This window comes from Flavobacterium sp. ARAG 55.4 (assembly GCF_051846875.1).
Classification (GTDB): Bacteria; Bacteroidota; Bacteroidia; order Flavobacteriales; family Flavobacteriaceae; genus Flavobacterium; species Flavobacterium plantiphilum.
Window position 1 is genome coordinate 258,421 of sequence record NZ_JBPYCT010000002.1, and the last position, 25,482, is coordinate 283,902.

The window sequence follows — 25,482 nt, forward strand, 5'->3', positions numbered from 1 at the left end:
AGAGAGTAACTAAGTGAGATTCCTCCTTCATCGGAATGACAAAGTAAACGGATAAAAACAAAAATAATGCTCAACAAAAAATACTTCTTTCTTATATTACTCTTTGCGGGAATGCTTTCTGCACAGGAACTTAATAAAAAAGAAAATGCACTTTTTCAGCCAACCATTGAATCCTCCAGACCTTGGGTATATTGGTATTGGATGAAATCTGCTTATTCTAAAGTGGGTATAACTGCCGATTTAGAGGCCATGAAACAAGCCGGAATCGAAGGTGCTTATTTAATGACCATTAAAGGACCTGCTGAGCCGCCATTAATCAATCCACCAGTTTTGCAATTAAGTCCAGAATTTTGGGATATGGTGAAATGGGCTTTTATCGAAGCGGATCGATTGGGGGTAAAACTAGCTTTTCATGCCGCAGATGGTTTCGCCGTTGCCGGTGGCCCTTGGATTACGCCTGAAATGTCGATGCAAAAGGTAGTTTGGTCCACGACTGAATTCACGGGAGGTAAAAAAGTTGCTGTAAAATTGCCTGTTCCGGAACATTATAAAGATTTTTATAAGGACATTGTTACTTATGCAATTCCGGTAAAAGAATGGGAACAAAATTCGAAAGATATCCTTCCTAAAGTGACTGTTTCAAATGGTGAAGAGGCCTCGTTTTTGGCCAATCCTAATAAAGACGGAAATTTGAAAATCAGCAACAAAGGTTGGATTTTATACGAATTTGACAGTCCGTTTTTATGCCGAAATATCAATATTCAAACCAAAGGATTGGACTTTCAAGCACAACGTTTGATTGTTGAAACCAGTAATGATGGGGTGAATTTTAGTTTTCATCAACGATTACAACCACCGCGTCAGGGTTGGCAAAATACGGATTACGGAACCACAAGCGCTATAAAAGCGGTTAAGGCTAAATATTTTCGATTTGTTTTTGACCCGGCTGGAACAGAACCAGGAGCAGAAGATTTGGATTTTGCCAAATGGAATCAGGCGAATTTAAAAGTGAGCAAAATCACCCTTTCCAATCAATTTGTAATTGATAATTACGAAGGAAAATCGGGGGCAGTATGGCGATTAGCGCCAGCGACTACAGAAGCATTGATTCCAAATTCCGATGTGTTTCCTAAATCAGCCGTTATTAACGTTTCCCAATTTGTGGATGCCAATGGTAATTTAAATTGGAAAGCACCAAAAGGGAAATGGAAAATCATTCGCATGGGACATACGTCAACAGGGCATGAAAATGCAACTGGTGGAGCAGGAAAAGGTTTGGAAGTGGATAAATTCAATCCGAAATTGATTCGTTTTCAACTCGACCATTGGTTTGGAGAAGCCATTCGTACTACCGGACCGGAATTGACTTCGAAAGTATTGGAAATTTTACATTTGGATAGTTGGGAATGTGGAAGCCAGAATTGGTCTTCAGTTTTTCAAGGGGAATTCAAAAAAAGAAGAGGTTATGATATTGTAGAATATTTGCCGGTTATGGCTGGAATTCCCATCGAGAGTGCTGCTACTACCGAAAAAGTGTTGTATGATGTTCGAAAAACCATAGCCGAATTAGTTGCCGATAATTTCTTTGGGACTGTTGCTGCTATAGCAAAAGAAAATAATGTAAAATTCAGCTCTGAAAATGTAGCGCCAACAATGATGAGTGATGGTTTGTTGCATTTTAAATATGTAGATTATCCTAGTGGAGAGTTTTGGTTAAAAAGCCCTACGCACGATAAACCTTTTGATATGTTAGACGCCATTTCGGGCGGACATATTTATGGAAAAGACATCATTCAGGCAGAAGCTTTTACAGCTTTAAGAATGGATTGGGATGAGCATCCGGGGAATTTAAAAGTAATTGCCGATCGAAATTATGCATTGGGAATCAACCGTTTTTTCTATCATGTTTTTGTGCATAATCCTTGGTTAGATAGAAAACCGGGAATGACTTTGGACGATATTGGTTCGTTTTTCCAAAGAGACCAAACCTGGTGGAAACCCGGAAAGGCATTTTTTGATTATTGTCAAAGGGTACAATTCCAATTGCAAAAGGGGAAACCAGTAGTGGATTTGGCTGTTTTTATTGGTGAAGATTTGCCTTCCCGTTCCTTAGTTCCGGATAGATTGTTTCCTTTTGTTCCCAATGTTTTTGGAAAGGAAAAAGTGGCAAGTGAAAAAATCCGATTGGAGAATGAAGGTCAGCCGACAACCAAAATGCCTAAGGAAGTTACTTTTTCTAAAAATAATACCGATTTATCCCAATGGATAAATCCAATGAATGGTTACCAATATGATTCTTTTAATGCTGATGTTTTATTGAACAGAGCCAAAGTTGAAAATGGAAAAGTGAGTTTTGGTGGCGGAATTGAATATGGTGCTTTATTATTTCCGGGAAGCAGAAGAATGGCTCCCAATAATATTATTTCATTGGCGGTAGCTGAAAAAATGCTGCAATTAGTTAAGGACGGAGCCACTTTGTTTATTGACGAAAAACCTATTGACGCACCAAGTTTTCAAACTGCCGACGAAGCTAAAAAATGGGAGAATGTTTTAGATGAATTATGGTCGAATGATAAAAATACAACTTCCGGCTCAAGACAATTAGGAAAAGGAACAGTAATCCAACTTCCATTTTTAGGCACTGATTTTTCTAAAATTGGAATTAATGCTGATTTGTTATTTGAGGATGCAACAACTAATGACCGAGGCTCTATAGCCTGGACACACAGAAGAGCAGCCGATGAAGAAATTTATTTTATTTCTAATCAGTTGGAAGAAAAACGATCTGTTGTTTTTTCTTTTCGCGAAAGCGGTAAAATTCCATCGGTTTACAATCCGGTGACGGATGAAACCACTGTTGTCAAACAATGGGAAGTTAAGAATGGCAGAACAATTATTCCATTGGAATTGGATAAAAACGAATCTTGTTTTGTTATTTTTAAAGAAAAAACCACAGTTTCAAAATCTAAAAATGGTTCGAATATATTTCATTATGAAACGGTTAAGACTTTGGATGAAAACTGGAATTTACAATTTGCCCCCAATTTTAAAGGGCCGGAAAAAGCCTTGAAGATCAACTCCCTTTTTGATTGGAGTACATCGGAAAATGAAAGTATTAAATATTACTCGGGGACAGCGGTGTATACGAAAGAGTTTATGTGGAATCAAAATACAAAAGAAGCTGTTTATTTGAATTTAGGTTCGATTGCAAATTTGGCTGAGGTGAATGTAAACGGAATAGATTGCGGAACGATTTGGACCTTTCCATACCGAACTAATATTTCGAAAGCGTTGAAAAAAGGAAAAAACATCATCACTATCAAGGTGACGAATACCTGGGCAAATCGATTAATTGGTGATCAGAAATTACCGGAAAAAGACCGATTGACTTGGACACTTGCTCGCTACCGATTGGTAGAAAGTGAAAATTTGTTAAAAGCAGGATTGCTTGGACCAGTGACATTAGAAAGTAAAAAATAAAGGTCAAATAAATTTTGCCACAGATTCACGAATTTGTGGTGATTAAAATGAGAATAAATGAGAAATTTTAGTAAATCAATTATTGCGTTTGTATGTTTAATTGGAAGCTTCCAAATAAATGCAGCTATTAAATTACCGGCTTTGTTTTCGGATAATATGATGTTACAACAAAAAAGCAACGCTCCTATTTGGGGTTGGGCAGATAAAAATCAAAGCCTAAAAATCAAAACTTCCTGGGATGCTAAAACTTACGAAGTCAAAGCCGATAAGGAAGGAAAATGGAAAATAGCTTTGCAAACACCAGCTGCTGGTGGGCCTTATGAAATTTCAGTTTCAGATGGTAAGGCTTCTCAAAAGATTCAAAACATTTTGATAGGTGAGGTGTGGTTGTGTTCCGGACAATCCAACATGGAAATGCCTTTGAAAGGATTTCCGGGTCAGCCTGTTTATAAAGGAAACGAGACCATTGTGCATTCGAAAAATAATCAAATTCGTTTTATCACCATTCCACGCGCTACTGTTTTGACACCAAATGAAGATTTTGTTGGGAAATGGAATGCAGCAGGGCCACAAACTACAGGAGATTTTAGTGCAACTGCCTGGTATTTTGGTTCTTTGTTGCAGGAAGTATTAGATGTGCCGGTGGGATTAATTCACGTTTCTTACGGTGGTTCAAGCATGGAAGCCTGGATGAATCAGGAAATGCTGAAAGATTTTAGCAGTGCCAAAATTCCAACCAAAAAAGAAGATTTGGCCAAAGACCCTAATCGTGTGGCAACGACTTTGTTTAACGGAATGTTGTCGCCGGTTATTGGTTACGGTATCAAGGGATGTATCTGGTATCAGGGTGAATCCAATTATGAAAGAGCTGCGGAATATTCAGCTTTAATGCAAAAGATGGTAAGCAGTTGGAGAACGCTTTGGGGGCAAGGGGATTTCCCATTTTATTACTGCCAGATTGCACCGTTTAATTATGCACAATTTCATCCGAATGATTATTTGGAAAAATACAATTCGGCTTTTTTGCGTGAAGCACAATTAAAAGCTTCTAAAGAAATTCCGAATTCAGGAATGGCAGTTTTGATGGATATTGGCGAAGAAAATAACATTCATCCTATTCATAAAGAAGCAGGAGGAACTCGATTGGGATATTTGGCTTTGACAAAAACTTATGGTCTAAGCGGTTTTGAATTTGGAAGTCCTGAATATAAAGCAATGGAAATCAAAGAGGGTTCTGTAATAGTTGCTTTTGATAACGCTCCTAACGGAATTACAGCAAATGGAAAGGAAGTTACTGGTTTTGAAATAGCTGGTGAAGATAAAGTGTTTTATCCGGCAAAAGCAGAAGTACGAAGAAAGTCGGTGGTGTTAAAATCGGATAAAGTGACCAATCCGGTTGCTGTGCGTTATTTGTTTAAAGATGTTGCTGAGGCACAAATTTTTAGTACCGGAGGATTGCCACTATCTTCTTTCAGGACGGATAATTGGTAATTGATATAAAAATACACACAATTTTGTCATTCCGACGAAGGAGAAATTTCCGCAACGGAAGTAACTAACGAAGATTGCTTCGCCAGTTCGCCAATGCTCGTGTCTTCCTTCGTCGGAATGACAAGCAAGACTTAAAAAATGTCAAGTTTGAAAAATTTAATTTCCATATTTCTACTATTTCTAACGCTTTGTGTCAAAGCGCAAATTCCTGTGATTGATATTTACAATCAGGTATGGAATACGCAAAGCAGTAATTCATCAGAATCCATGCCTTTGGGAGGTGGTGATATTGGCACAAATGTTTGGGTGGAAAAAGGGGATTTGTATTTCTATTTTTCCCGTTCCGGAACATTTGATGAGCACAACACTTTATTGAAATTAGGAAGAGTGAAAGTAAGTTTGAGTCCAAATCCTTTTACCGATAATGAAGGTTTCAAACAGGAATTGTTTTTGAAAGATGGTGGAATCAAAATTTCTCAAAACGGAACTACGGTGAAACTTTGGGTAGATGTATTCAATCCAGTAATTCATGTTGAAGTTGGGAGTAAAACGCCAACCGAAATGAAAGTAGCGTATGAAAGTTGGCGATATAAAAACAGAGAATCTAAAGGCAAAGCCAATAATGCCAATTCCTATAAATGGGCTCCAAAAGGCGAAATTGTAACTTATAAAGATTCTATTTCATTGGAAGGGAATGGGGTGCAATTTTATCACAGAAATAGAGCTCATACGGTTTTTGATGTAGCAGTGAAACAACAAAAAATGGAATCGGTAAAGGATCAAATGATGAATCCATTGGCGAATCTCACTTTTGGTGGGAAGCTTTTTGGTGAAAATTTAAAAGCTAATGGTACTTATAAAGGCATGTATCAGGATACTGATTTTGAAGGGTTTCAACTCAAAAGTATCAAAGCTTCTAAAAAGCAAGAGTTCCAAATCCAGTTGCATACCAATCAATCGGCAGATGCAAATTTGTGGAAAAAAGGATTGCAAAAACAAATTGCGAATTATAAAAAAGAAGAAAAAAAGACCATTTCTTGGTGGCATAATTTCTGGAATCGTTCTTTTATTTATACAAAAAAATCAAAAATAGAAAAAGATTCCGTATATCAAATCGGACAGAATTATCAGTTGTTTCGTTATATGTTGGGTTGTAATGCGTATGGCAAGTACCCAACTAAATTCAATGGTGGCTTGTTTACCGTAGATCCGGTTCATACTAACAAAGATTTGAATTTTACACCTGATTTCAGGAATTGGGGCGGAGGAACTATGACACAGCAAAACCAACGATTGGTTTATTTTCCAATGTTGAAAAGTGGTGATTTTGATATGATGAAATCCCAATTGGATTATTACTTGAGTTTACAAAAAAATGCCGAACTGCGTTCTCAGGTATATTGGAATCACGGTGGCGCTTCGTTTACCGAACAATTGGAGAATTTTGGCTTGCCTAATCCAGCGGAATACGAATGGAAACGCCCGGCAGATTACGATCCTGGTATGGAATACAATGCTTGGTTAGAATATGAATGGGATACCGTTTTGGAATTTTGCCAAATGATGTTGCAACAAAAAGAATATGACGGCGAAGATATTCAAAAATACCATCCGTTTATCATGAGTTGTCTGCGATTTTTTGACGAACATTACCAATATTTGGCAAAACAAAGAGGGAGAAAAGCCTTGGACAATGATGGTCACTTGATACTTTATCCGGGTTCTGGTGCAGAAACCTATAAAATGGCCTATAATGCTAATAGCACTATTTCAGCTTTAAAAGTAATTACGGAACAGTTTTTGAGACAATCGGAAAACAAATTATCAAAAGACGAGGTGGACTATTTGAAAGGCTTTCAAACCCGAATTCCGCCTTTGAGTTTCAGAGAATTTGATGGACATAAAACATTGGCTCCGGCCAAACTTTGGGAACGTATTAATAATTCAGAGGTGCCACAATTGTATTCGGTTTATCCTTGGAAAATTCACGGATTGGGAAAACCAGATTTGGAAACAGCCTTGAATACCTGGAAATTTGATACGGATGCTATTAAATTCAGAAGTCACATTGGCTGGAAACAGGATAATATTTTTGCAGCAAGATTAGGATTAACCGAGGAAGCGGCTAAGTATAATTTGCTGAAAATGGCGAATTCAGAAAGGAGATTCCCCGCTTTTTGGGGGCCGGGATTTGATTGGGTTCCGGATCACAATTGGGGAGGAAGCGGAATGATAGGCATGCAGGAAATGCTTTTGCAAACAAACGGAAACCAAATTTATATTTTTCCCGCCTGGCCAAAAGAATGGGATGTGCATTTTAAATTGCATGCACCAAAAAACACCTCTGTTGAAGTGAAAATGGAAAACGGAAAAGTAACTTTTCTAAGTGTTTATCCAAAAGAAAGAGAAAAAGATATCGTAAATCTGTTAGGAAAAAGTCTAACAGAGAAAACAAATTTAAAATAGAAAATGTTATCTGAATTTGGTAGAAATACCGAATGGTAATATAAAAACCCTAAAATAATAAATATGAATTTAGTAAAGCAACTGGCATTTTGCGCGGGAACAATGATAACGTTTACATTGAGTAGCAGCGCGCAAAATCAAAATGTAATTTCTGCTTCAAAATCATTAAAAGTAGATTTTGATTTGGCACAACGCCGCACTTTAGAAGTTAATGATCCTAATTATATTTCCTGGCCTATTAGTGAAGGGACGTCTATTGAAAAAAGTTTTGGAACAATCAAAATGACGTTAAAAGGAACCATTAATTCGAGTTGGTACAAAACCGGAATTCAGGCGCCATTTTATGCGCGATTAGTGAATGACGGAATTGTAGCGGATAAAAGTGTAGAATTAATTATTAGCGGATTGACAGAAGGCAAACACAGTCTGTTAACCTTCAATAATACATTTGATAGTCCGGAGCTGGCTAATTATGCTCCGATTAATGTGTATGTGAATGGTGTTTTTTCGCAAACGATTAAACCAACCAATAGAGCGACAGCAACTATTGACGCAGCTACTTCTTATATCCATTTTAATGCTGAAACAGGCAAAGATGTTGTCATTAAGTTTGAGGCTGATGCCAAAGCGGCTTCGGCTATACAAAAAGTAATTATTAATGGTTTCGAATTGGATTTACCTAATTTAAAGAAACAAGCCAGTACGCCAAGTCCGGCTAATAATGACGAGCATGTTGTTTTAGGTAATGACTTTAAATTAGAATGGAATTCGCCAGAAGGAACTGTTTCTCACGATTTTTATTTTGGCGAAAGCCTTGAAAAAGTAGCTAATGCTACTCATAGTTCAGCTGAATTTAAAGGGAATTTAAACAAAAATACAGCAGCTGTAGATGGAGCTTCTTTGAGTAATTTGAATACTTATTATTGGAGAATTGATGAAATAGACGCTAGTAAAGAAGTAACTAAAGGAAAAGTTTGGTTTTTTAAACCAGCCCAAATTGCCTTCCCGGGAGCTGAAGGTTATGGACGTTTTGCAATAGGAGGAAGAGGCGGAAAAGTGATTGCAGTAACCAATTTAAATGATAGCGGACCAGGAAGTTTGCGTGACGCGGTGGAACAGGAAATTGGGCCCAAAACAATTGTATTTAATGTTTCTGGTAATATCGAATTAAAATCTCGTTTGGTAGTTAGTCAGCCTAATGTAACCATTGCAGGACAAACAGCACCAGGTGAAGGGATTACAATTACTAGAGCGCCAATAGGACTGACAGGAAATGATGGAATTATTCGTTTTTTAAGAGTTCGTATCGGCGGAGGAACTACTTATGACGGAATGGGATTAACGGGAGCAAATAACAGTATCATTGACCACTGTTCAATTAGTTGGACAATTGATGAATCATTTAGTTCACGCGGTGCGCACAACATCAGTTTACAACGCACTTTAATTTCTGAGGCTTTAAATGTAGCAGGTCATGATAAATATCCGGCAGGAAAAATGCACGGTTATGCAGCTACTATTGGTGGTGATGTAGGTAGTTTTCACCACAACTTATTAGCACACAATTACGGACGTAACTGGAGTATTGGCGGAGGTTTGAACGGGAATGGTTTTTACGGAGGAAAAGTTGATATTAGAAATAATGTAGTCTACAATTGGGGACACCGTGCTACCGATGGAGGAGCAAGCCAGGTTAACTTTGTAAACAACTATTACAAACCAGGAGCTTCAACGAATTTCTTTTTTGCTCTAAATGCGCAGCACGAAGGTGTTGGGAAAGGGAAACAAGAATATTATTTTGATGGAAATGTGATGCCGGGTCATTTTAATGAAAAAAACCAGCAAAAAGGAAGAACGGCTACTTATTCTCATGGAGATAAAGAAACCTATGAAACATTTGTGGACAAACCATTTTTTGAATCGCATGTAAAAACACAATCAGCAGAAGCAGCTTATAAAAATGTGTTATCAGATGTAGGAGCGACTCAACCTGTTTTTGATACACACGACCAGAGAATTATCGAGGAAACTTTAAAGGGGACTTATAGTTTCAAAGGCAGTAAAAGTGGTTTGGGCGGAATGATTGATAATGAACAGGATGCAGGTGGATGGCCAAAATTTGCAACAGAAACGCGTCCGGATATTTGGGATACGGATCAGGATGGGTTGCCAAATTGGTGGGAAGAAGCCAAAGGTTTGAATCCAAATTCTGCAAAAGGAGATTTTGCTGATGCAAATGAGCACACAGGAGATGGCTATACACAATTAGAAGATTATTTGAACTGGATGGCACAACCGCATTATTTTATAAATGCAGGAGAATCTTTAGAAATTGATGCTGAGGCATTTTTTAAAGGCTATACTAAAAAACCTAAATATACTGTAACAACAGTTATAAATGGTTCCGCTTCGATGTTTAAAAATGAAATTCAATTTACTTCAGATAAAAAGGGTTTTGCTTCTGTTGAAGTTAAAGTTGAAGATGCTGACGGAGATTCTATGAGCCGAATTATCAATGTATTTTTAAAATAAAAAAAGCCTATAAGTCATATAAGTTTTTTAAAATAAGTGTTTTATTGTATTCTTTTATGAGCTTTATGTTTTAATGATTAAGGATTAGTTTAAATTATAAGTAATAATAAATAGCATATAAGTTTTGGTTTTTAAGAAAACACTTTAATGAACTTATATGACTTATATGGTAAAAATAAGTGAAAATGAAAAAGAACATCATTCTATTGTCAGCCGTGCTTTTTTCGACTGTTATTAATGCGCAAAACAAAGGTTTAGTCGATAATTCTGCAAGTCCTTACACGAAATTGAAAAGTGTTGGTTTGCAGGATGTAAACTGGACAGGCGGTTTTTGGAAAGAGCAACTGAATGTAGAAAATCAGGAGACTTTACCTTATATGTGGGATTTGTATCATGATGATGACATTTCCCATGCTTATGCTAATTTTGAAATAGCAGCAGGAAACAGAAAAGGAACTTTTAAAGGCCCTTCTTTTCACGATGGTGATTTTTATAAAATTTTTGAAGGAATGGCGGCAACTTATGCCGTTACTAAAGATCCTAAATTAGACAAGCAAATGGATGAAGCGATTGCTTTATTTCAAAAAGTGCAACGAAAAGATGGTTACTTGCATACTCCCGTTTTAATTGATGAACGTTGGGGAACTTTAGGCCCTGAAGAAGTGAAAAAACAATTGGGTTTTGAAAAATATAATATGGGTCATTTAATGACTGCAGCCTGTGTGCATTATCGTGCCACCGGAAAAACGAATTTTCTAAATATTGCCAAGGGAGTAGCTGACTTTTTATATGATTTCTATAAAAAAGCATCTCCTGATTTAGCACGAAATGCGATTTGTCCTTCGCATTATATGGGAATTGTAGAAATGTACCGTACGACCAAGAATCCTAAATATTTAGAATTAGCGAATAATTTAATAGATATCAGAGGAACTACTAATGACGGAACGGATGACAATCAGGACCGAATTCCATTTAGACAACAAACTACCGCTATGGGACATGCGGTAAGAGCCAATTACTTATATGCCGGTGTTGCCGATTTGTATGCTGAAACAGGAGAGAAAAAATTGTTAGACAATCTGGAATCCATTTGGGAAGATGTAGCTTATCGCAAAATGTACATTACCGGAGCCTGTGGTGCTTTGTATGATGGGGTTTCACCGGATGGAACTTCTTATGATCCAACCGTAGTTCAAAAAATTCATCAGGCTTATGGAAGACCTTTTCAATTGCCAAATGCTACAGCGCATACAGAAACCTGTGCAAACATTGGAAACGTATTGTGGAATTGGCGTATGTTACAACTTACTGCTGATGCAAAATATGCTGACGTAGTAGAATTGGCTTTATATAATAGTGTTTTGTCAGGAATTAATTTGGAAGGAAATAAATTCTGCTATAACAATCCTTTGAATGTGTCCGTTGATTTACCTTTTAAACAACGATGGGGAAATGAACGCGAAGGTTATATTGCTTTGTCTAATTGTTGTGCGCCAAATGTTACCAGAACTATTGCCGAAGTCAGTAACTATGCTTACAGTCTGACTAAAGAAGGCTTGTATGTTAATTTATATGGTAGTAACAATTTGGATACCAATACTGAAGAAGGTGCTAAGATTCAATCGCGTCAACAAACGAACTATCCTTGGGATGGTGCTATTTCAATAACTATGGATAAGGCTCCTAAAGAATCCTATGCTATATTTTTAAGAATTCCGGGATGGAGTAATGGAACAACTATTATGGTTAACAATAAGGTTGTAGAGGCAAGTCTGGTTTCCGGAACTTATTTTAAGCTGGAAAGAAAATGGAAGAAAGGAGATGTTATCAGCTTAAACATCCCAATGCCTGTGGAATTAATGCAGGCGAATCCGCTGGTGGAAGAAACCAGAAACCAAGTGGCTGTAAAAAGAGGACCGCTGGTATATTGTTTAGAATCTGACGGAGTTTCAAAAGAGGCATCAATTAATGAAGTTGTTTTAGATATTAATTCAGATTTTAAAACTGCAAATTATGAAAAGAACGATAGAAATCTGATTGCGATTACTGCACAGGGGTTTTTAAACACCAATTCGTGGGATAAAAAATTGTACCAACCGTTGCACAATCATAAGGAGAAAGTTTCCTTAAAACTAATACCTTATTTTGCTTGGGGAAATGGTTCAGGTAAAGAAATGAACGTATGGTTTTTACGTTAAAAAACTTGTTAAAAATTAGAAAACAAGAGAATTTGAAAAATTTAACATAAAAAAAACATCAAAACTTAAAAAAAATGTGCTAAAAAAATGTGTTGTAATAAAATTTTAGTACATTTGAAAAATGTAAACGTTTACATTTGATTTATTTAGCTCATTTAAAAGCAAAATCATTAAATAAATCTTACAGAAATGTAAACGTTTACACAAATAAAAACACTCATAAATACATGCGGTCAGAATGTTAAATAAACCGAAAAACAGTATGTTAAAGACATCCGAAACTGATTTCTCACTTATACAGAAATAAATAAGCCAAACAAATTAATAATTTTTTAACCAAAGAAACACACTTATGAAACAAACATTTAAAATGGTATTTAGTGTATTACTGTTCAGCATGATGAGTCTGACTGGTTTTGCTCAAAATGCAGCTGAAAGGACAGCTATCACTGGAAAAGTAGTGGATAAAGACGGACTGGGGGTTGTGGGCCTCAATGTTCTTGAAAAAGGGACAAAACATGCTGTTATGACTGATATTGATGGTAATTACAAAATCCAGGTTCCTAAAGGAGCAGTTTTGCAGTTTTCTTATATCGGTATGAAAACTCAGGAAAGAGCAGTTGGTACTGCAACAACAATTAATATAACGATGCAGGAAGATGCTTCTACATTAGATGAAGTAGTGGTTGTGGGTTATGGTACGCAAAAGAAAGCAAATTTAACTGGTGCAATAGCGACAATTGATCCTCAGAATGTGCAGGATTTACCTGTGTCAAATTTATCAGAATCTTTGAGAGGTTTGATTCCTGGTTTATCAGTTAGTAATGCTAATGGTTCAAGCCGTCCGGGTGGAGCTGCAGATATACAAATACGTCAAAGTTATGGTTTCTCTAAAGATGGTAACTCTACTATTCCATTAATTGTAATCGATGATATGGTTCAGATTGATCCGGAAACAGGTAAGCCGACACAGGAAACTTTTAATAGATTGGATCCTTCAGAAATTGAAAGTATTACTATTTTGAAAGATGGTTCTGCGGCAATTTATGGTTCACGTGCTTCTCAGGGGGCAATTATTGTAAAGACAAAAAGAGGTAAAGAAGGTAAAGCTAAATTTACTTATTATTCTCAGTTTGCTGTAAATGATGCGATAAGTCATGTTAAAACAATGAATGCTTATGAACATGGAATTTGGAAAAACAGGTTTTTAAATTCTAATTTAAATGCAAATCAGGCAAATTATTTTTCTACAGATGAGTTAGAGCAAATGAAAGGTTTAAATTATGATTGGTTAAAAGAAGCCTGGAAACCTGCTACACAACAAAGACACGTTCTTAATGTAAGTGGAGGTACTGAAAAAGCAACTTATTTTGCAGGTTTGACTTATTTTACTCAGGGAGCTAATTTAGGATCACAAGATTACAACAAATGGAATTTTAGAACAGGTACGAATGTAAAAGTTAGTAATAGTTTAGATTTTTCTGCCTCTATTGCTGTAAGTACATTAGATGTTCAAAAATCATTTTCCAAAGCTTCTGCTAACTTAAATGATAGTAGTTTTGGTGCACTTGGGGGTGGTGAACAAGCTGATTATATGTACTTATTACACATGCCTAAATATGTGCCTTGGAAAACAACTAAGGATGGTGTAGAATATTGGATGTCTCCCTTTCCTCGTACCGATCGTAACTTGGGTAGTGCAAATGCTAATACTACTATTGCAGGATGGAATTATTTTGCAGCTCAGGATGCAGGAAAACAAATTGATCAGGAATTTTCATATAATGTCAATTTGAATCTGACTTATAAAGTTCCTTTTATTAAAGGAATGTCGATTAAAGGAAGTTATGCCAGAAGTCAGTCTAGTGCTAATACAGAGCAGGTGCAACTACCTTATGATTTGCTTAGAATTACTAACCATAATTTGCAGGATAATCATCTTTTGAATCCTAATTCAACATATGCAAATAATGGTTTGCCAGAAACTAATATACGTGGATCAAGAGTGTATTACAATACTGATTTGAGTAATTTAGAGCAAGCTAATATTTTTGCCAATTATGCAAGAACTTTTGGAGATCACTCTATAGATGCTATGGTAGGTATGGAGCGTTCGGAGTCAGATTACAAATCAGTACGTTTGGCTTATGAGGGAACAGGTAAAGATTATTTAGGTTCCAGTACTTCTGCAGGTCCATTAAGTTCAAATTCTCTTGCTGACAAGGGAGAGGCTGGGACATTATCTTATTTAGGGCGTTTGAACTATAGCTTTCAGGATAAGTATTTGTTATCATTAATTTTTAGAAGCGATGCATCTACAAAATTTGCTCCGGAAAATTATTGGGGCTTTTTCCCTGGTGCACAAGTAGGTTGGGTTGTTTCAAAAGAAAATTGGTTTGCAAATAATGTATCATGGGTAGATAATTTGAAATTACGTTATTCTATTGGTAAAACAGGAAATGATAATTTACAAATGTGGCGTTGGTTACAATTGTGGGAACCAATTGTTGATAAGGGAGCTCAATTTGGATCAGCAGGAGGTACCTTAGGAACAGGTATAACACCTAGAGTTACTCCTAATAGAGATGTAAGATGGGATTCTACTATAAAACATAACTACGGTATTGATTTAGCCCTGTTGGATAACAGACTGCAAATTACTGCAGATTATTATTTTGATAAAAAAACAGACATGTTGGTTACTTTAGCCAGTCAGGCTGGTACTCCTATTTCTGTAGGAGGGGCAACAGCTGAATCAAATTATGCAGCAATCAATACTTGGGGAACTGAGTTTTCTGTAAACTGGAGAGACAACATAAAAGACGATTTTAGTTATAACGTAGGGGTGAACTTTGGTTTTTCTAATAACGAAATTAAAAAGTATCCTGAGGCAGCTTTGACTGATCCTTCAACTAATCCAAGAGTTGTCGGTAGTTCATTAATAACTCCGGTTTGGGGATTCAAAACTTGGAAAGAAACTTCAACTGGTGATGGAATTTTACGTACAGATGAAGATGTTACTAATTATTGGAATTATTTAACAGAGCGTGCTGCAGCAGTAGGGGGTACTCCAAATTATCTGAATGTCACTAATGTAGCTAATATGAGAAAAGGTATGCTGGCGTATGAGGATGTTAATGGTGCTTTCGATGCAGCTACTGGCGAAAGACGTCCTGCTGATGGTAAAATTACGAGAAATGATGATTACCAAAAATTAGTGAACCAAAACAGAACGTACGGATTTACTACTAATTTAGGGATGAAATACAAAAATTTCTCTCTTAGAACCCAAATTGCTACATCTTGGGGAGGTTATAATACTTTAGATATGATTAAACAAGGAACTTCTTCTGCTCATAATGACTGGGCTCATGAAAGTTTCTGGACAGATATGTATGATGCAACGGATAATCCAAATGGTAAATATCCTAATATGGGACAACAAGATTATATTTTTGCACCATCCGATTTTTGGCAACTAAATACATTTAGATGTGTGGTTAGAAACTTGACAGTAGGTTATTCGCTTCCTAAAGAAGCATTAAAATCTATAAAAATTGACGGTCTTAGTTTTGGTATTACTGGTCAGAATCTATGGGATTTATACAATCCATACCCTGATAAATACCGTAATATGTATGATGATTCATCTACAAAATATCCAACACTTAGAACTTGGTCTCTTAGTATGAATGTATCATTCTAATTTTAATTCAATCACAATTATGAAAACAAAAAATAATAAATATATAGTAGTAACATTATTACTGGTTCTGGGAATCTTTTCTTCCTGTAGTGATGATTTTTTAGAAGATAAAAAGCAATATAAATATTATGATGAAGAGTTTTATCAAGGTGAAGATCGTGTAACTCAATATGTGAATAATTTATATTATGATTTTTTTGATGGATATAAAACTCCTACTGCAATTAGAGTAGGTTCGTTTACAACAACAGAAACTTCATACACTGAAGAACTAGGAGGAATTTCTAATCTTATCAATCCTAATATTACATTGGTAAATGCACAAGATGCTTCTGGATATTATGGACCGGCTTTGAGAGATGCTTTTGATAATGTACCTTACAATAGAATTAGAGATTGCAACGCTATGTTAGAGAATATTGATGTTTTGGGTTCTAATTTGCCACAACAGTTTCGTGACAGAGTTAAAGGACAAATGTATTATTTAAGAGCGCTTCAGTACTATGATTTAATGCGTACTTATGGAGGAGTTCCTATTGTAACTACAGTTCAGGTTGCTTCAAATTCTGACGAATCTATCAAAATACCTAGAGGATCTGTTACAGAAGTGGTGAATCAAATTGTAGCTGATTTAGATCAGGCAGCTGCTTTACTTCCCCCAAATTGGGATGCTGCAAATTATGGACGTTTTACTAAAGGTGCAGCAATGGCTCAAAAATCTCGAGTATTATTGACTTATGCCAGTCCTTTATTTAATAAAAACTGGGATACTGATATGTCGCGTTGGGATGCTGCTTTAGCCGCAGGTTTGGCTGCTGAAACTCAGTTAACTCAGGATGGTTATGGCTTGTATGGAACAAATGCTAAACAATGGGCTGAGATGTTTTATGTTAATAATAATGCTTTCAATAAAGAAGCAATTACTATTAAACTTTTATCTGATGGTAATACAGGGTCTTTATTTTCAAACAATTCTTGGGAAAGATCCATCCGTTTGGCTAGTCAAGGTGGTCAGGGAAGTGGTGGAGTAGATGTTCCGAAAAGAATGATTGACCTGTTTCCAACAAGTACTGGAGCCAGACCTGTTGCCGGAACTAATTATGATCCATTCCTTTTCTTTAAGGATCGTGATCCTCGTTTTTACAGAACTTTTGGTTTTTCAGGATGTTATTGGCCTTATAATAATACCATTACCACTTCAACTACTCAACCTACAGTGTGGGCATACCGTTGGTCAACTAATGCAACTACAGGTGTAGCTTATAGTATGGGTAATGATGTTGCAAGCCCTGCTTTTGTTAGAAAAATGTCTAGCCCTACAGTTAGTAATGCATCCAATTTCCAATTCTCCGGTACAGATATTATGGAATACCGTTATGCGGAATTATTGTTGAATATTGCGGAATGCTACGCTGCAAAAAATGATATTACAAACACTATTACTTATTTAGGTAAAATTAGAAATCGTGTTGGGATTCCTTCTGCTAATAATTATGGTATAGGAACTTTAGGTTCTAAATATGCTGCATTAGAAGCATGTTTATATGAACGTAGTGTAGAATTGGCTTACGAAGGGAAACGTTTTTATGACATTCAGCGTTGGATGTTGTATAGTGATGATGCAAGTTTAAATGATGATACAAATGCTAAATTAGGTATACCTGCTATAAACGGCACACAAAGGATAGGTAATTATCTACATTATAAGAACGGTATTAGCGCTACAAATACTGATCCATTAGCTACTGCACGAGCAGGTATCTCTGTAGATCCTGATGCTTCTAATTTTGCTGCTCAAATTACAGCATTGTCTAATTTTTATACTGCTAACTTTGAATTACGTTCTCCTCCGACACCTATGGATGCTGTGAATAATGTGGCAACTAATATCGATTGGAAATCAAATTATTATATTATGGGACTTAATCTTACGGTATTGTCTCAAAATCCATGGTTAACACAAACTAAAGGTTGGAATGATGCTTCTGGTAATTCAGGAACTTACAACTATCAAGAATAATAAATCCTTATAACAACAAGAAATGCCTGATTTATTCAGGCATTTCTTCTATTACAACTATCAAAATTTTAATCTAATAAAAACACAGTTCTAACCAAACATTTTTATTAATTAAGAGAATTTTAAAATGAACAAATTAAATTATTTATTGGCTTTTTTGGCTTTAGGAAGCAGTGTAAACTGTTTTGCACAATATCCAAAAATATCTCCTGAGGTTCAGGCAAGAGAAAATGCGATTAAGGCTGAAGCTGAGAAACTTTCAAATGAGGCTTGGGAAAAAGCGAAAGTAATTGTGGAACAGGAAGAAAGACAAGGAAAACCATTTATACCGTGGGCTTCGAGACCTACTGATTTGCCACAGGCATCCATTCCTGCTTTTCCAGGTGCTGAAGGAGGAGGAATGTATAGTTTTGGCGGTAGAGGTGGTAAGGTTTTAACTGTTACCAGTCTGGAAGACAGAGGTCCAGGGTCTTTGCGTGAAGCACTGGAGCAAGGTGGTGCCAGAATCATTGTTTTTAATGTTTCAGGTATTATAAAGCTTAAAAGTCCTTTAATTGTTCGTGCTCCTTATGTTACTATAGCAGGGCAAACTGCTCCCGGTGACGGAATTTGTGTAGCAGGAGAAACCATCTGGGTAGATACTCATGATGTGGTTATTCGTCACATGCGTTTCCGTAGAGGGGAAACTTTTGTAGGTCGTCGTGACGATGCTATTGGAGGAAATCCGGTGGGGAATATCATTATTGATCACGTTTCTGCAACATGGGGCTTAGACGAAAACATGTCTTTTTACAGACATATGTATGCTGATGGAACCGGTGGTCCGGATAAAAAATTTCCAACAGTAAATGTTACCATTCAAAACAGTTTGTTTGCTGAAGGTTTAGATACGTATAACCATGCTTTTGGTAGTACTTTAGGTGGGGAAAATTGTTCTTTTATTCGAAATTTATGGTCTTCTAATACAGGTAGAAACCCATCAATCGGTTGGAACGGAATCTTTAATTTTGCTAATAATGTTATTTTTAACTGGGTAAACCGTTCTATTGATGGAGGTGATTATACGGCTCAGTATAATATCATTAACAATTATTTTAAACCAGGACCGGCAACGGATAAAAATGATCCGATAAGCTACCGAATTTTGAAACCGGAATCAGGCAGAAGTAAATTACCTTATGTAGTTTTTGGTAGAGCTTACGTAAACGGAAATTTTGTCGAAGGAAATGAAAAAGTTTCTAAAGATAACTGGGCTGGCGGTGTACAGATGGAAAATAAAAAAGGAAATGCAATGAGTTTTGAAGAAGCGTCAACGTATTTCCCTAAAATGAAAGTAAATGAACCAATGCCAATGCCTTGGTTAAAAACATTTATGACTGCTGAAGAAAGTTATGATTTTGTACTTAAAAATGCCGGAGCAACATTGCCTGAAAGAGATCCTGTTGATACCAGAATTGTAAGAGTTGTAAAAACAGGAAAACCGGAATATGCAAAAGGATTAGATCCTAAATCATTCTATCAGTTTGAGCACAGACGTCTGGGGCAGGATTCTTATAAATTAGGAATTATTACTGATATTTCACAAGTAGGCGGTTATCCGGAATACAAAGGGAAAGCCTATAAAGATTCAGATAATGATGGGATGCCGGATGCATGGGAGAAAAAATTCGGTTTAAATCCGAAAGATGCTTCTGATGCAAATAAAGACAGTAATGGAGATGGTTATACAAATATTGAAAAATATATCAATGGCATAGATCCTACTAAAAGAGTAGATTGGAAAAACCTGGATAATAATGAAGATACTTTAGCTAAAAAAGAACAAGGATTAGCAGAGTATAAGAAGTAAATCGGTGTTTTTTGGTATAATTCTTGCCTAATCTGGTAACAGATTGAGCAAGAATTTTGCTTTATATTACTTAAGTTTTAAAAAAATAAATGATGAAAATGTACAAAAAATTAGTAGTTGCTTTAATGTTGTTTGTTGGTTCAAATATAGTTTTGGCACAATCAGGCGTTGATCCTGAATATGTAAAAGTGACTAATGAAAGAGCTCAGAAAATTGTTGATGATTTGAAATTAAAATCATCGGAAGATCAGCTGGCAGTTAGAAATATAATTGCAGAACAATACCGTTCATTGAGTAAGATCCAGGATGGTCGTGATGCTAAAATTGAGGAAGTTAAAAAAAGTATTACGGATAAGGAGAAGCAGCAAAAAGCAATTGATAAATTAAAGAATGATGCCGATAAAAAAATCCTGTCACTGCATAAATCCTATCTGAAAAAATTAAGTAAAAAACTTAATAATAGTCAGATAGTTCAGGTAAAAGACGGAATGACTTATGGTGTTTTACCGATAACTGTTACAGGTTATAATGATATGTTACCCAACCTGACTCAGGAACAACAAAAGTACATTTATGATGCGCTGGTGGAAGCCAGAGAACATGCAATGGATGCGGGTTCTTCTAAAGAAAAGCATGCCTGGTTTGGAAAATACAAAGGAAGAATCAATAATTATCTTTCTAAACAAGGATATGATTTAAACAAAGAAAGTGCTGACTGGCATAAAAGATTAGAAGAAAGAGAGAAAAATAAGAAAAAATAAGGTTTTATAGATTTGGTATTGTGATTTAAACTTCATAAAAATATAAACTCATTCATTAAAAATTTCAAAAAATGAAATACAACCTACAACAGCTGTTTAACTTAAGCATACTCTTTTTCAGTTGCTCGGTTATGCACGCTCAATATCCTGAAATTCCAAAAGCCCTTCAGGACAAAACCGATGCAATTTTAGCAGAGGAAGATGCACGATTAGCTAAAATTTGGAAAGACAATGAAAATATACTCAGAGAAGAGGCTATAAAAGGGCGTCCCTTTATTCCATGGGCAGCTTATCCGGGAGATTTAATTCAGGCTGAAATCCCTGCTTTTCCAGGAGCTGAAGGTGGTGGTGCATTTACCGCTGGTGGACGTGGAGGAAAAATATTCGTCGTGAACAGTTTGGAAGATTCCGGTAAAGGAACTTTAAGAGAAGCTTTAGAAGCAGTAGGAGCAAGAACAGTTGTTTTCAATGTATCAGGTATTATTAAACTCCAAAAACCAATCAGTGTGCGTGCACCATATATTACCATCGCTGGTCAGACTGCACCTGGTGATGGTATTTGCGTAGCAGGAGAATCTATTTTGTTGGATACACATGATATCATTATCCGTTATATGCGTTTTCGCCGTGGCGCAACTGAGGTTACAAGAAGAGATGATGCTTTAGGCGGCAATGTGATTGGAAACGTTATCATTGATCATTGTTCTGTAAGCTGGGGGTTAGACGAAAACATTTCGTTGTACCGCCATCAGTTTCAGGCTAATGAAAAATCAAAATTAGAAAAAATTCCTGCAGTTAATGTAACAATACAAAATACCATATCTTCGGAAGGTCTGGATACTTATAACCATGCTTTCGGAAGTACTATTGGAGGCTTAAACAGTACTTTTATTCGTAATTTGTGGGCCAATAATATTTCAAGAAATCCTTCCATAGGAATGTACGGAAGTTTTAATTTTGTAAATAATGTATTGTTCAATTGGTGGAATCGCTCTCTGGACGGAGGTGATTATCGTTCGATGTTTAACATCATCAATAATTATTTCAAACCTGGACCTATTACTCCTGAAAAAGAACCGATTAGTTACCGAATTTTAAAACCGGAATCGGGTTATATGGAGCCTAAAACTTTTGGAAGAGCTTATGTATCGGGTAATTTTGTAGTAGGTTCACCGGAAGTTACCGCTGATAACTGGAATGGTGGAGTACAGCTGGAAGATCGTTCTTTAGCAGAATCTAAAGATTATTTACAGTTAATTAAACAGTCCAAACCATTTCCAATGGCACATGTAACCATTATGAAAGCTGATGAAGCTTATGAATTTGTGCTGAATAATGTAGGAGCCACTTTGCCTAAAAGAGATGAAGTTGATAAACGTGTAATTAATTATGTCCGAACAGGAAAAATAGAATATAAAGATGGTTTGGAAAACACCATTGGAAAAGAATTTATCAAAAGAAGATTGCCTGCTGATTCTTATAAGAAAGGAATCATAACACATCCGGATCAGGTAGGAGGTTATCCTGAATACAGAGGAAAAGCATACAAAGATTCTGATAATGATGGAATTTCGGATGCCTGGGAAAAGAAATACGGTTTAAATCCTAAAGACGCTTCTGATGCTAATGGAGATTTAAATGGTGATGGATATACAAATATTGAAAAGTATATCAACGGAATTGATCCTGTTAAAAAAACGGACTGGACAAAACAGGAAAATAACAAAGAGACGCTTACAGCTCCGTTGTTACAATAGTTTTGAATTTTAATATTTAACTCCCTTAGGGTTTATATATGAAAAACAAATATCCATATTTGAATAATAGTAATTGTTGTAAACACAACATAATCAACAAGTGCCTTAGTTTTAAGGCACTTTTGTTGTTCTTTTTGGCTGTTTCTCTGAATGCTCAAAACAGTTTTCCAACCATTACAAAAGATAAAGCCGGAAAAATAATCCGAACTCAGAACAATTTGGGAGACCAGATTCCTGATTTTTCTTTTGCAGGTTATCGTGCCGGAGAATATGCGATTCCTAATATTGCAGTTAAAGCGTTTGTACCTCATATGTCAGGCGATGCAACAGCTACTATTCAGGCTGCTATTGATTATGTGGCGACACTTAAAGCAGATAAAAATGGTTTTAGAGGAGCGGTGCTTTTAGATAAAGGAATATTTAAGGTTTCGGGAATTCTTACGATTAAAGAAAGCGGAATCGTTTTAAGAGGAAGCGGATCCGGAAACAGCGGAACCACAATTCTGGCAACAGGAATTTCAAGAGGCGCTATTGTAAATATATCCGGAAATAATAATCGTATTTTAAAAGATAAATTTCAAGTTGCTGATGCTTATACACCGCTTGGCAGTACTACAATTTCTTTAAAAAATGCCAATGCTATACAAAAAGGCGATCATATTTTAGTAAATACTCCTATCACCCAGAAATGGATTGACAGTCTTGGAATGAAAGATTTTGGTGGTGAAACAGGATGGATAGGCTGGAAAAGTGATGATTTTGTAATTCGTGCCGACAGAGAAGTGACTCAGGTTCAGTCCAACAAAATCAGTATTGATGCTCCTTTAACAAATGCTTTGGATACAAAACTGTCTCCGTCGGAAGTAGTAATTTATTCATGGTCAGGCCGAATTAATAATGTGGGTGTAGAAAATTTGATTTTAAAATCAGATTTTGATACTACAAAACCAAAAGACGAACAACATAGATGGTATGGAGTATCCATTCAAAATACGGAAGATCTATGGGTAAGGCAAGTGAATTTTGAACAATTTGCCGGAGGCGCTGTTTCTATATTAAAGTCAGCTAAAAGAATCACGGTAGAGGATTGTATTTCTTTGAATCCGGTCTCAGAAATTGCTGCTTTCAGAAGAAGTACTTTTTATACCGAAGGGCAGCAAACCTTATTTCAGCGCTGTTATTCAGAATATGGTTATAATGATTTTGCTGTTGGTGGCTATGCTACTGCGGGACCTAACGTATTTTTGCAATGTCAATCGTATTTACCTTATAGTTTTAGTGGCTCTGTTGGAAGCTGGGCTACCGGAATGTTGTTTGATGTTGTTTTAATTGATGGAAACGCATTAAGTTTTAAGAATTTAGGACAGGATGGCCGCGGAATCGGCTGGAATGCAGCTAATAGTGTCATTTGGGAAACATCGGCTTCAAAAATTGATAATTTTAGTCCGCCTACAGCTGATAACTGGGCATTTGGAGTTTGGGCACAATGGGCAGGAAACGGACATTGGAATGACGTAAACAGTCATATTAATCCCAGAAGTTTGTACTATGCTTTGCTAGAACAGCGTCTTGGAAAATTGCCAATGCAATCCCAGATTATTGATTTAGGATCAGAGCCTACTTCCAGTCCTACGATTGAACAGGCAGCTGTTTTAACAGCCGAATCTTATAAAAAGCAAACCACTTTAAAAGAATGGATTGAACAGGCAGCAACGAGAAATCCTATTGCAATTGATTTTTCGAAAGCAAAACGCATTAACGAAGTAAAAACAGAATCAAAATCTTTTGCAGATAATACCGATAAAATCGATATTAAAAATGGCCTTTTAATTAGTAATAAAGGATTGTTAACAGGCGAAATTATTGATATTCCATGGTGGAGAGGCAGTTTGCGTGAATCAGATATTGTAACCGCGAGACCTCATATTACCCGTTTTGCTCCGGGGCATTATGGATTGGGGTATACCGATAATTTAGCTGAAACGGTTCAGTTTTTAGTGGATAATAATAAGGCATCTTTAGATCATAATTACGGTTTGTGGTACGAACAAAGAATGGCCGATCACGAACGCATCCGCCGAATGGATGCCGATGTCTGGGCACCTTTTTACGAACAGCCTTTTGACAGAACAGGACAAGGAACAGCTTGGGACCATCTGAGTAAATATGATTTAACAAGATTCAATACATGGTATTGGGATCGTTTGAAAACATTTGCGGAGTTAGCGGCTCAGCAGAATAAGATATTAATGAACGAACAATATTTTCAACATAATATTTTAGAAGCTGGAGCGCACTGGTCAAGTTCACCCTGGCGTCCGGCTAATAATGTAAACAATACCGGACTTCCCGAGCCACCACCTTATGTAGGTGATAAAAGAATTTTTATTGCAGAACAATTTTATGATGTTCGAAATGAAAATATTAGGAAATTACACCAGGGTTTTATCGAAAAAAGTTTAGAAAATTTCGACAATAATGCCAATGTATTACAACTTACAAGTGCCGAATATACCGGACCTTTATCGTTCATGCAATTTTGGATTGATGTAACAGCCAATTATAAAAAAGCACATAAAAGTGAATCTAAAATCGCCTTAAGTGCCACTAAAGATGTTCAGGACGCTATTCTGTATGATGATAAAAGAGCTGCAACAGTTGATGTAATTGATATCAGATATTGGTATTATAAAGAAGACGGAAGCGCATATGCTCCTCAGGGAGGTGTAAATTTGGCACCAAGACAACACGCCAGACAAATGAAAGTGGGTAAAGAAACAGATGCTCAGGTGTACAGAGCAGTGCGGGAATACAGAGATAAATACAGCAATAAAGCTGTTATTTATTCTACTCCGGGAGCTAATAGATTTGGCTGGCCGGTATTGATGGCCGGTGGTTCTCTGGCTGCCATTCCTAAAATTACTATTCCGGGTTTTCATGAAGCATTGGTAAACATGAAAACGGTTTCTGCAGAAAATTACAACAGCGCTGTCTGGACACTTGAAGATAAGGGAGAAGGATATCTTTATTACTTCCAAAAAGCAAATCAGGCAAAACTGGATTTATCGGATTACAAAGGAACTTTTGAAGTATACTGGATAAATCCTGAAAACGGTAACCAGATTTCAAAAGAAGTGATTCAGGGAAAATCAATCCATACGTTGACAGCTCCGGGCGGAAAAGATTCAAAAATTGTAGCATATATTAAAAAGAAATAAA

11 protein-coding genes are annotated in these 25,482 nt (G+C 36.4%); all 11 read left to right on the forward strand.

Annotation, left to right across the window (positions count from 1 at the left end):
* The first annotated feature begins 66 nt into the window (after positions 1–66).
* The 11 genes from ACSV4D_RS03370 to ACSV4D_RS03420 all read left to right on the forward strand — a co-directional run bounded on the left by ACSV4D_RS03370 (position 67) and on the right by ACSV4D_RS03420 (position 25,481).
* Positions 67–3,480 carry a glycosyl hydrolase gene (locus ACSV4D_RS03370; protein WP_439227140.1) on the forward strand — a complete coding sequence of 1,138 codons (3,414 nt, stop codon included), beginning with the start codon at positions 67–69 and terminating at the stop codon, positions 3,478–3,480.
* Between the two features lie 57 nt (positions 3,481–3,537).
* Positions 3,538–4,971, forward strand: coding sequence for a sialate O-acetylesterase (locus tag ACSV4D_RS03375; protein ID WP_439227141.1), 1,434 nt, complete (start codon positions 3,538–3,540; stop codon positions 4,969–4,971).
* 147 nt (positions 4,972–5,118) lie between these two features.
* Positions 5,119–7,437 (forward strand): DUF5703 domain-containing protein, encoded by a 2,319-nt coding sequence (locus ACSV4D_RS03380; protein WP_439227142.1) that lies wholly within the window; start codon positions 5,119–5,121, stop codon positions 7,435–7,437.
* Positions 7,438–7,500: 63 nt separating this feature from the next.
* The gene (locus ACSV4D_RS03385) at positions 7,501–9,969 is read left to right on the forward strand and encodes a pectate lyase family protein (protein ID WP_439227143.1); all 2,469 of its coding nucleotides are present in this window, start codon (positions 7,501–7,503) and stop codon (positions 9,967–9,969) included.
* 185 nt (positions 9,970–10,154) lie between these two features.
* Positions 10,155–12,170, forward strand: coding sequence for an aceric acid hydrolase (locus tag ACSV4D_RS03390; protein WP_439227144.1), 2,016 nt, complete (start codon positions 10,155–10,157; stop codon positions 12,168–12,170).
* Positions 12,171–12,522: 352 nt separating this feature from the next.
* Positions 12,523–15,876, forward strand: a complete 3,354-nt coding sequence (locus tag ACSV4D_RS03395) for a SusC/RagA family TonB-linked outer membrane protein (protein ID WP_439227145.1) — start codon at positions 12,523–12,525, stop codon at positions 15,874–15,876.
* Between the two features lie 19 nt (positions 15,877–15,895).
* Positions 15,896–17,896: a RagB/SusD family nutrient uptake outer membrane protein gene (locus ACSV4D_RS03400; protein ID WP_439227146.1), complete on the forward strand. Its 2,001-nt coding sequence runs from the start codon at positions 15,896–15,898 to the stop codon at positions 17,894–17,896.
* 127 nt (positions 17,897–18,023) lie between these two features.
* Positions 18,024–19,745, forward strand: a complete 1,722-nt coding sequence (locus ACSV4D_RS03405; protein ID WP_439227147.1) for a polysaccharide lyase — start codon at positions 18,024–18,026, stop codon at positions 19,743–19,745.
* 92 nt (positions 19,746–19,837) lie between these two features.
* A complete protein-coding gene (locus tag ACSV4D_RS03410; protein ID WP_439227148.1) occupies positions 19,838–20,506 on the forward strand; it encodes a DUF3826 domain-containing protein in 669 nt (222 codons plus the stop codon).
* A gap of 71 nt (positions 20,507–20,577) precedes the next feature.
* Positions 20,578–22,263, forward strand: a complete 1,686-nt coding sequence (locus ACSV4D_RS03415) for a polysaccharide lyase (RefSeq protein ID WP_439227149.1) — start codon at positions 20,578–20,580, stop codon at positions 22,261–22,263.
* Positions 22,264–22,301: 38 nt separating this feature from the next.
* A complete protein-coding gene (locus ACSV4D_RS03420) occupies positions 22,302–25,481 on the forward strand; it encodes a DUF6298 domain-containing protein (RefSeq protein ID WP_439227150.1) in 3,180 nt (1,059 codons plus the stop codon).
* The last annotated feature ends 1 nt before the right edge of the window (position 25,482 follow it).

Coding starts and splice junctions, on each gene's coding strand:
- ACSV4D_RS03370 (WP_439227140.1), top strand. CDS start 67: ATGCTCAACAAAAAATACTTCTTTCTTATATTACTCTTTGCGGGAATG.
- ACSV4D_RS03375 (WP_439227141.1), top strand. CDS start 3,538: ATGAGAAATTTTAGTAAATCAATTATTGCGTTTGTATGTTTAATTGGA.
- ACSV4D_RS03385 (WP_439227143.1), top strand. CDS start 7,501: ATGAATTTAGTAAAGCAACTGGCATTTTGCGCGGGAACAATGATAACG.
- ACSV4D_RS03390 (WP_439227144.1), top strand. CDS start 10,155: ATGAAAAAGAACATCATTCTATTGTCAGCCGTGCTTTTTTCGACTGTT.
- ACSV4D_RS03395 (WP_439227145.1), top strand. CDS start 12,523: ATGAAACAAACATTTAAAATGGTATTTAGTGTATTACTGTTCAGCATG.
- ACSV4D_RS03400 (WP_439227146.1), top strand. CDS start 15,896: ATGAAAACAAAAAATAATAAATATATAGTAGTAACATTATTACTGGTT.
- ACSV4D_RS03405 (WP_439227147.1), top strand. CDS start 18,024: ATGAACAAATTAAATTATTTATTGGCTTTTTTGGCTTTAGGAAGCAGT.
- ACSV4D_RS03410 (WP_439227148.1), top strand. CDS start 19,838: ATGAAAATGTACAAAAAATTAGTAGTTGCTTTAATGTTGTTTGTTGGT.
- ACSV4D_RS03415 (WP_439227149.1), top strand. CDS start 20,578: ATGAAATACAACCTACAACAGCTGTTTAACTTAAGCATACTCTTTTTC.
- ACSV4D_RS03420 (WP_439227150.1), top strand. CDS start 22,302: ATGAAAAACAAATATCCATATTTGAATAATAGTAATTGTTGTAAACAC.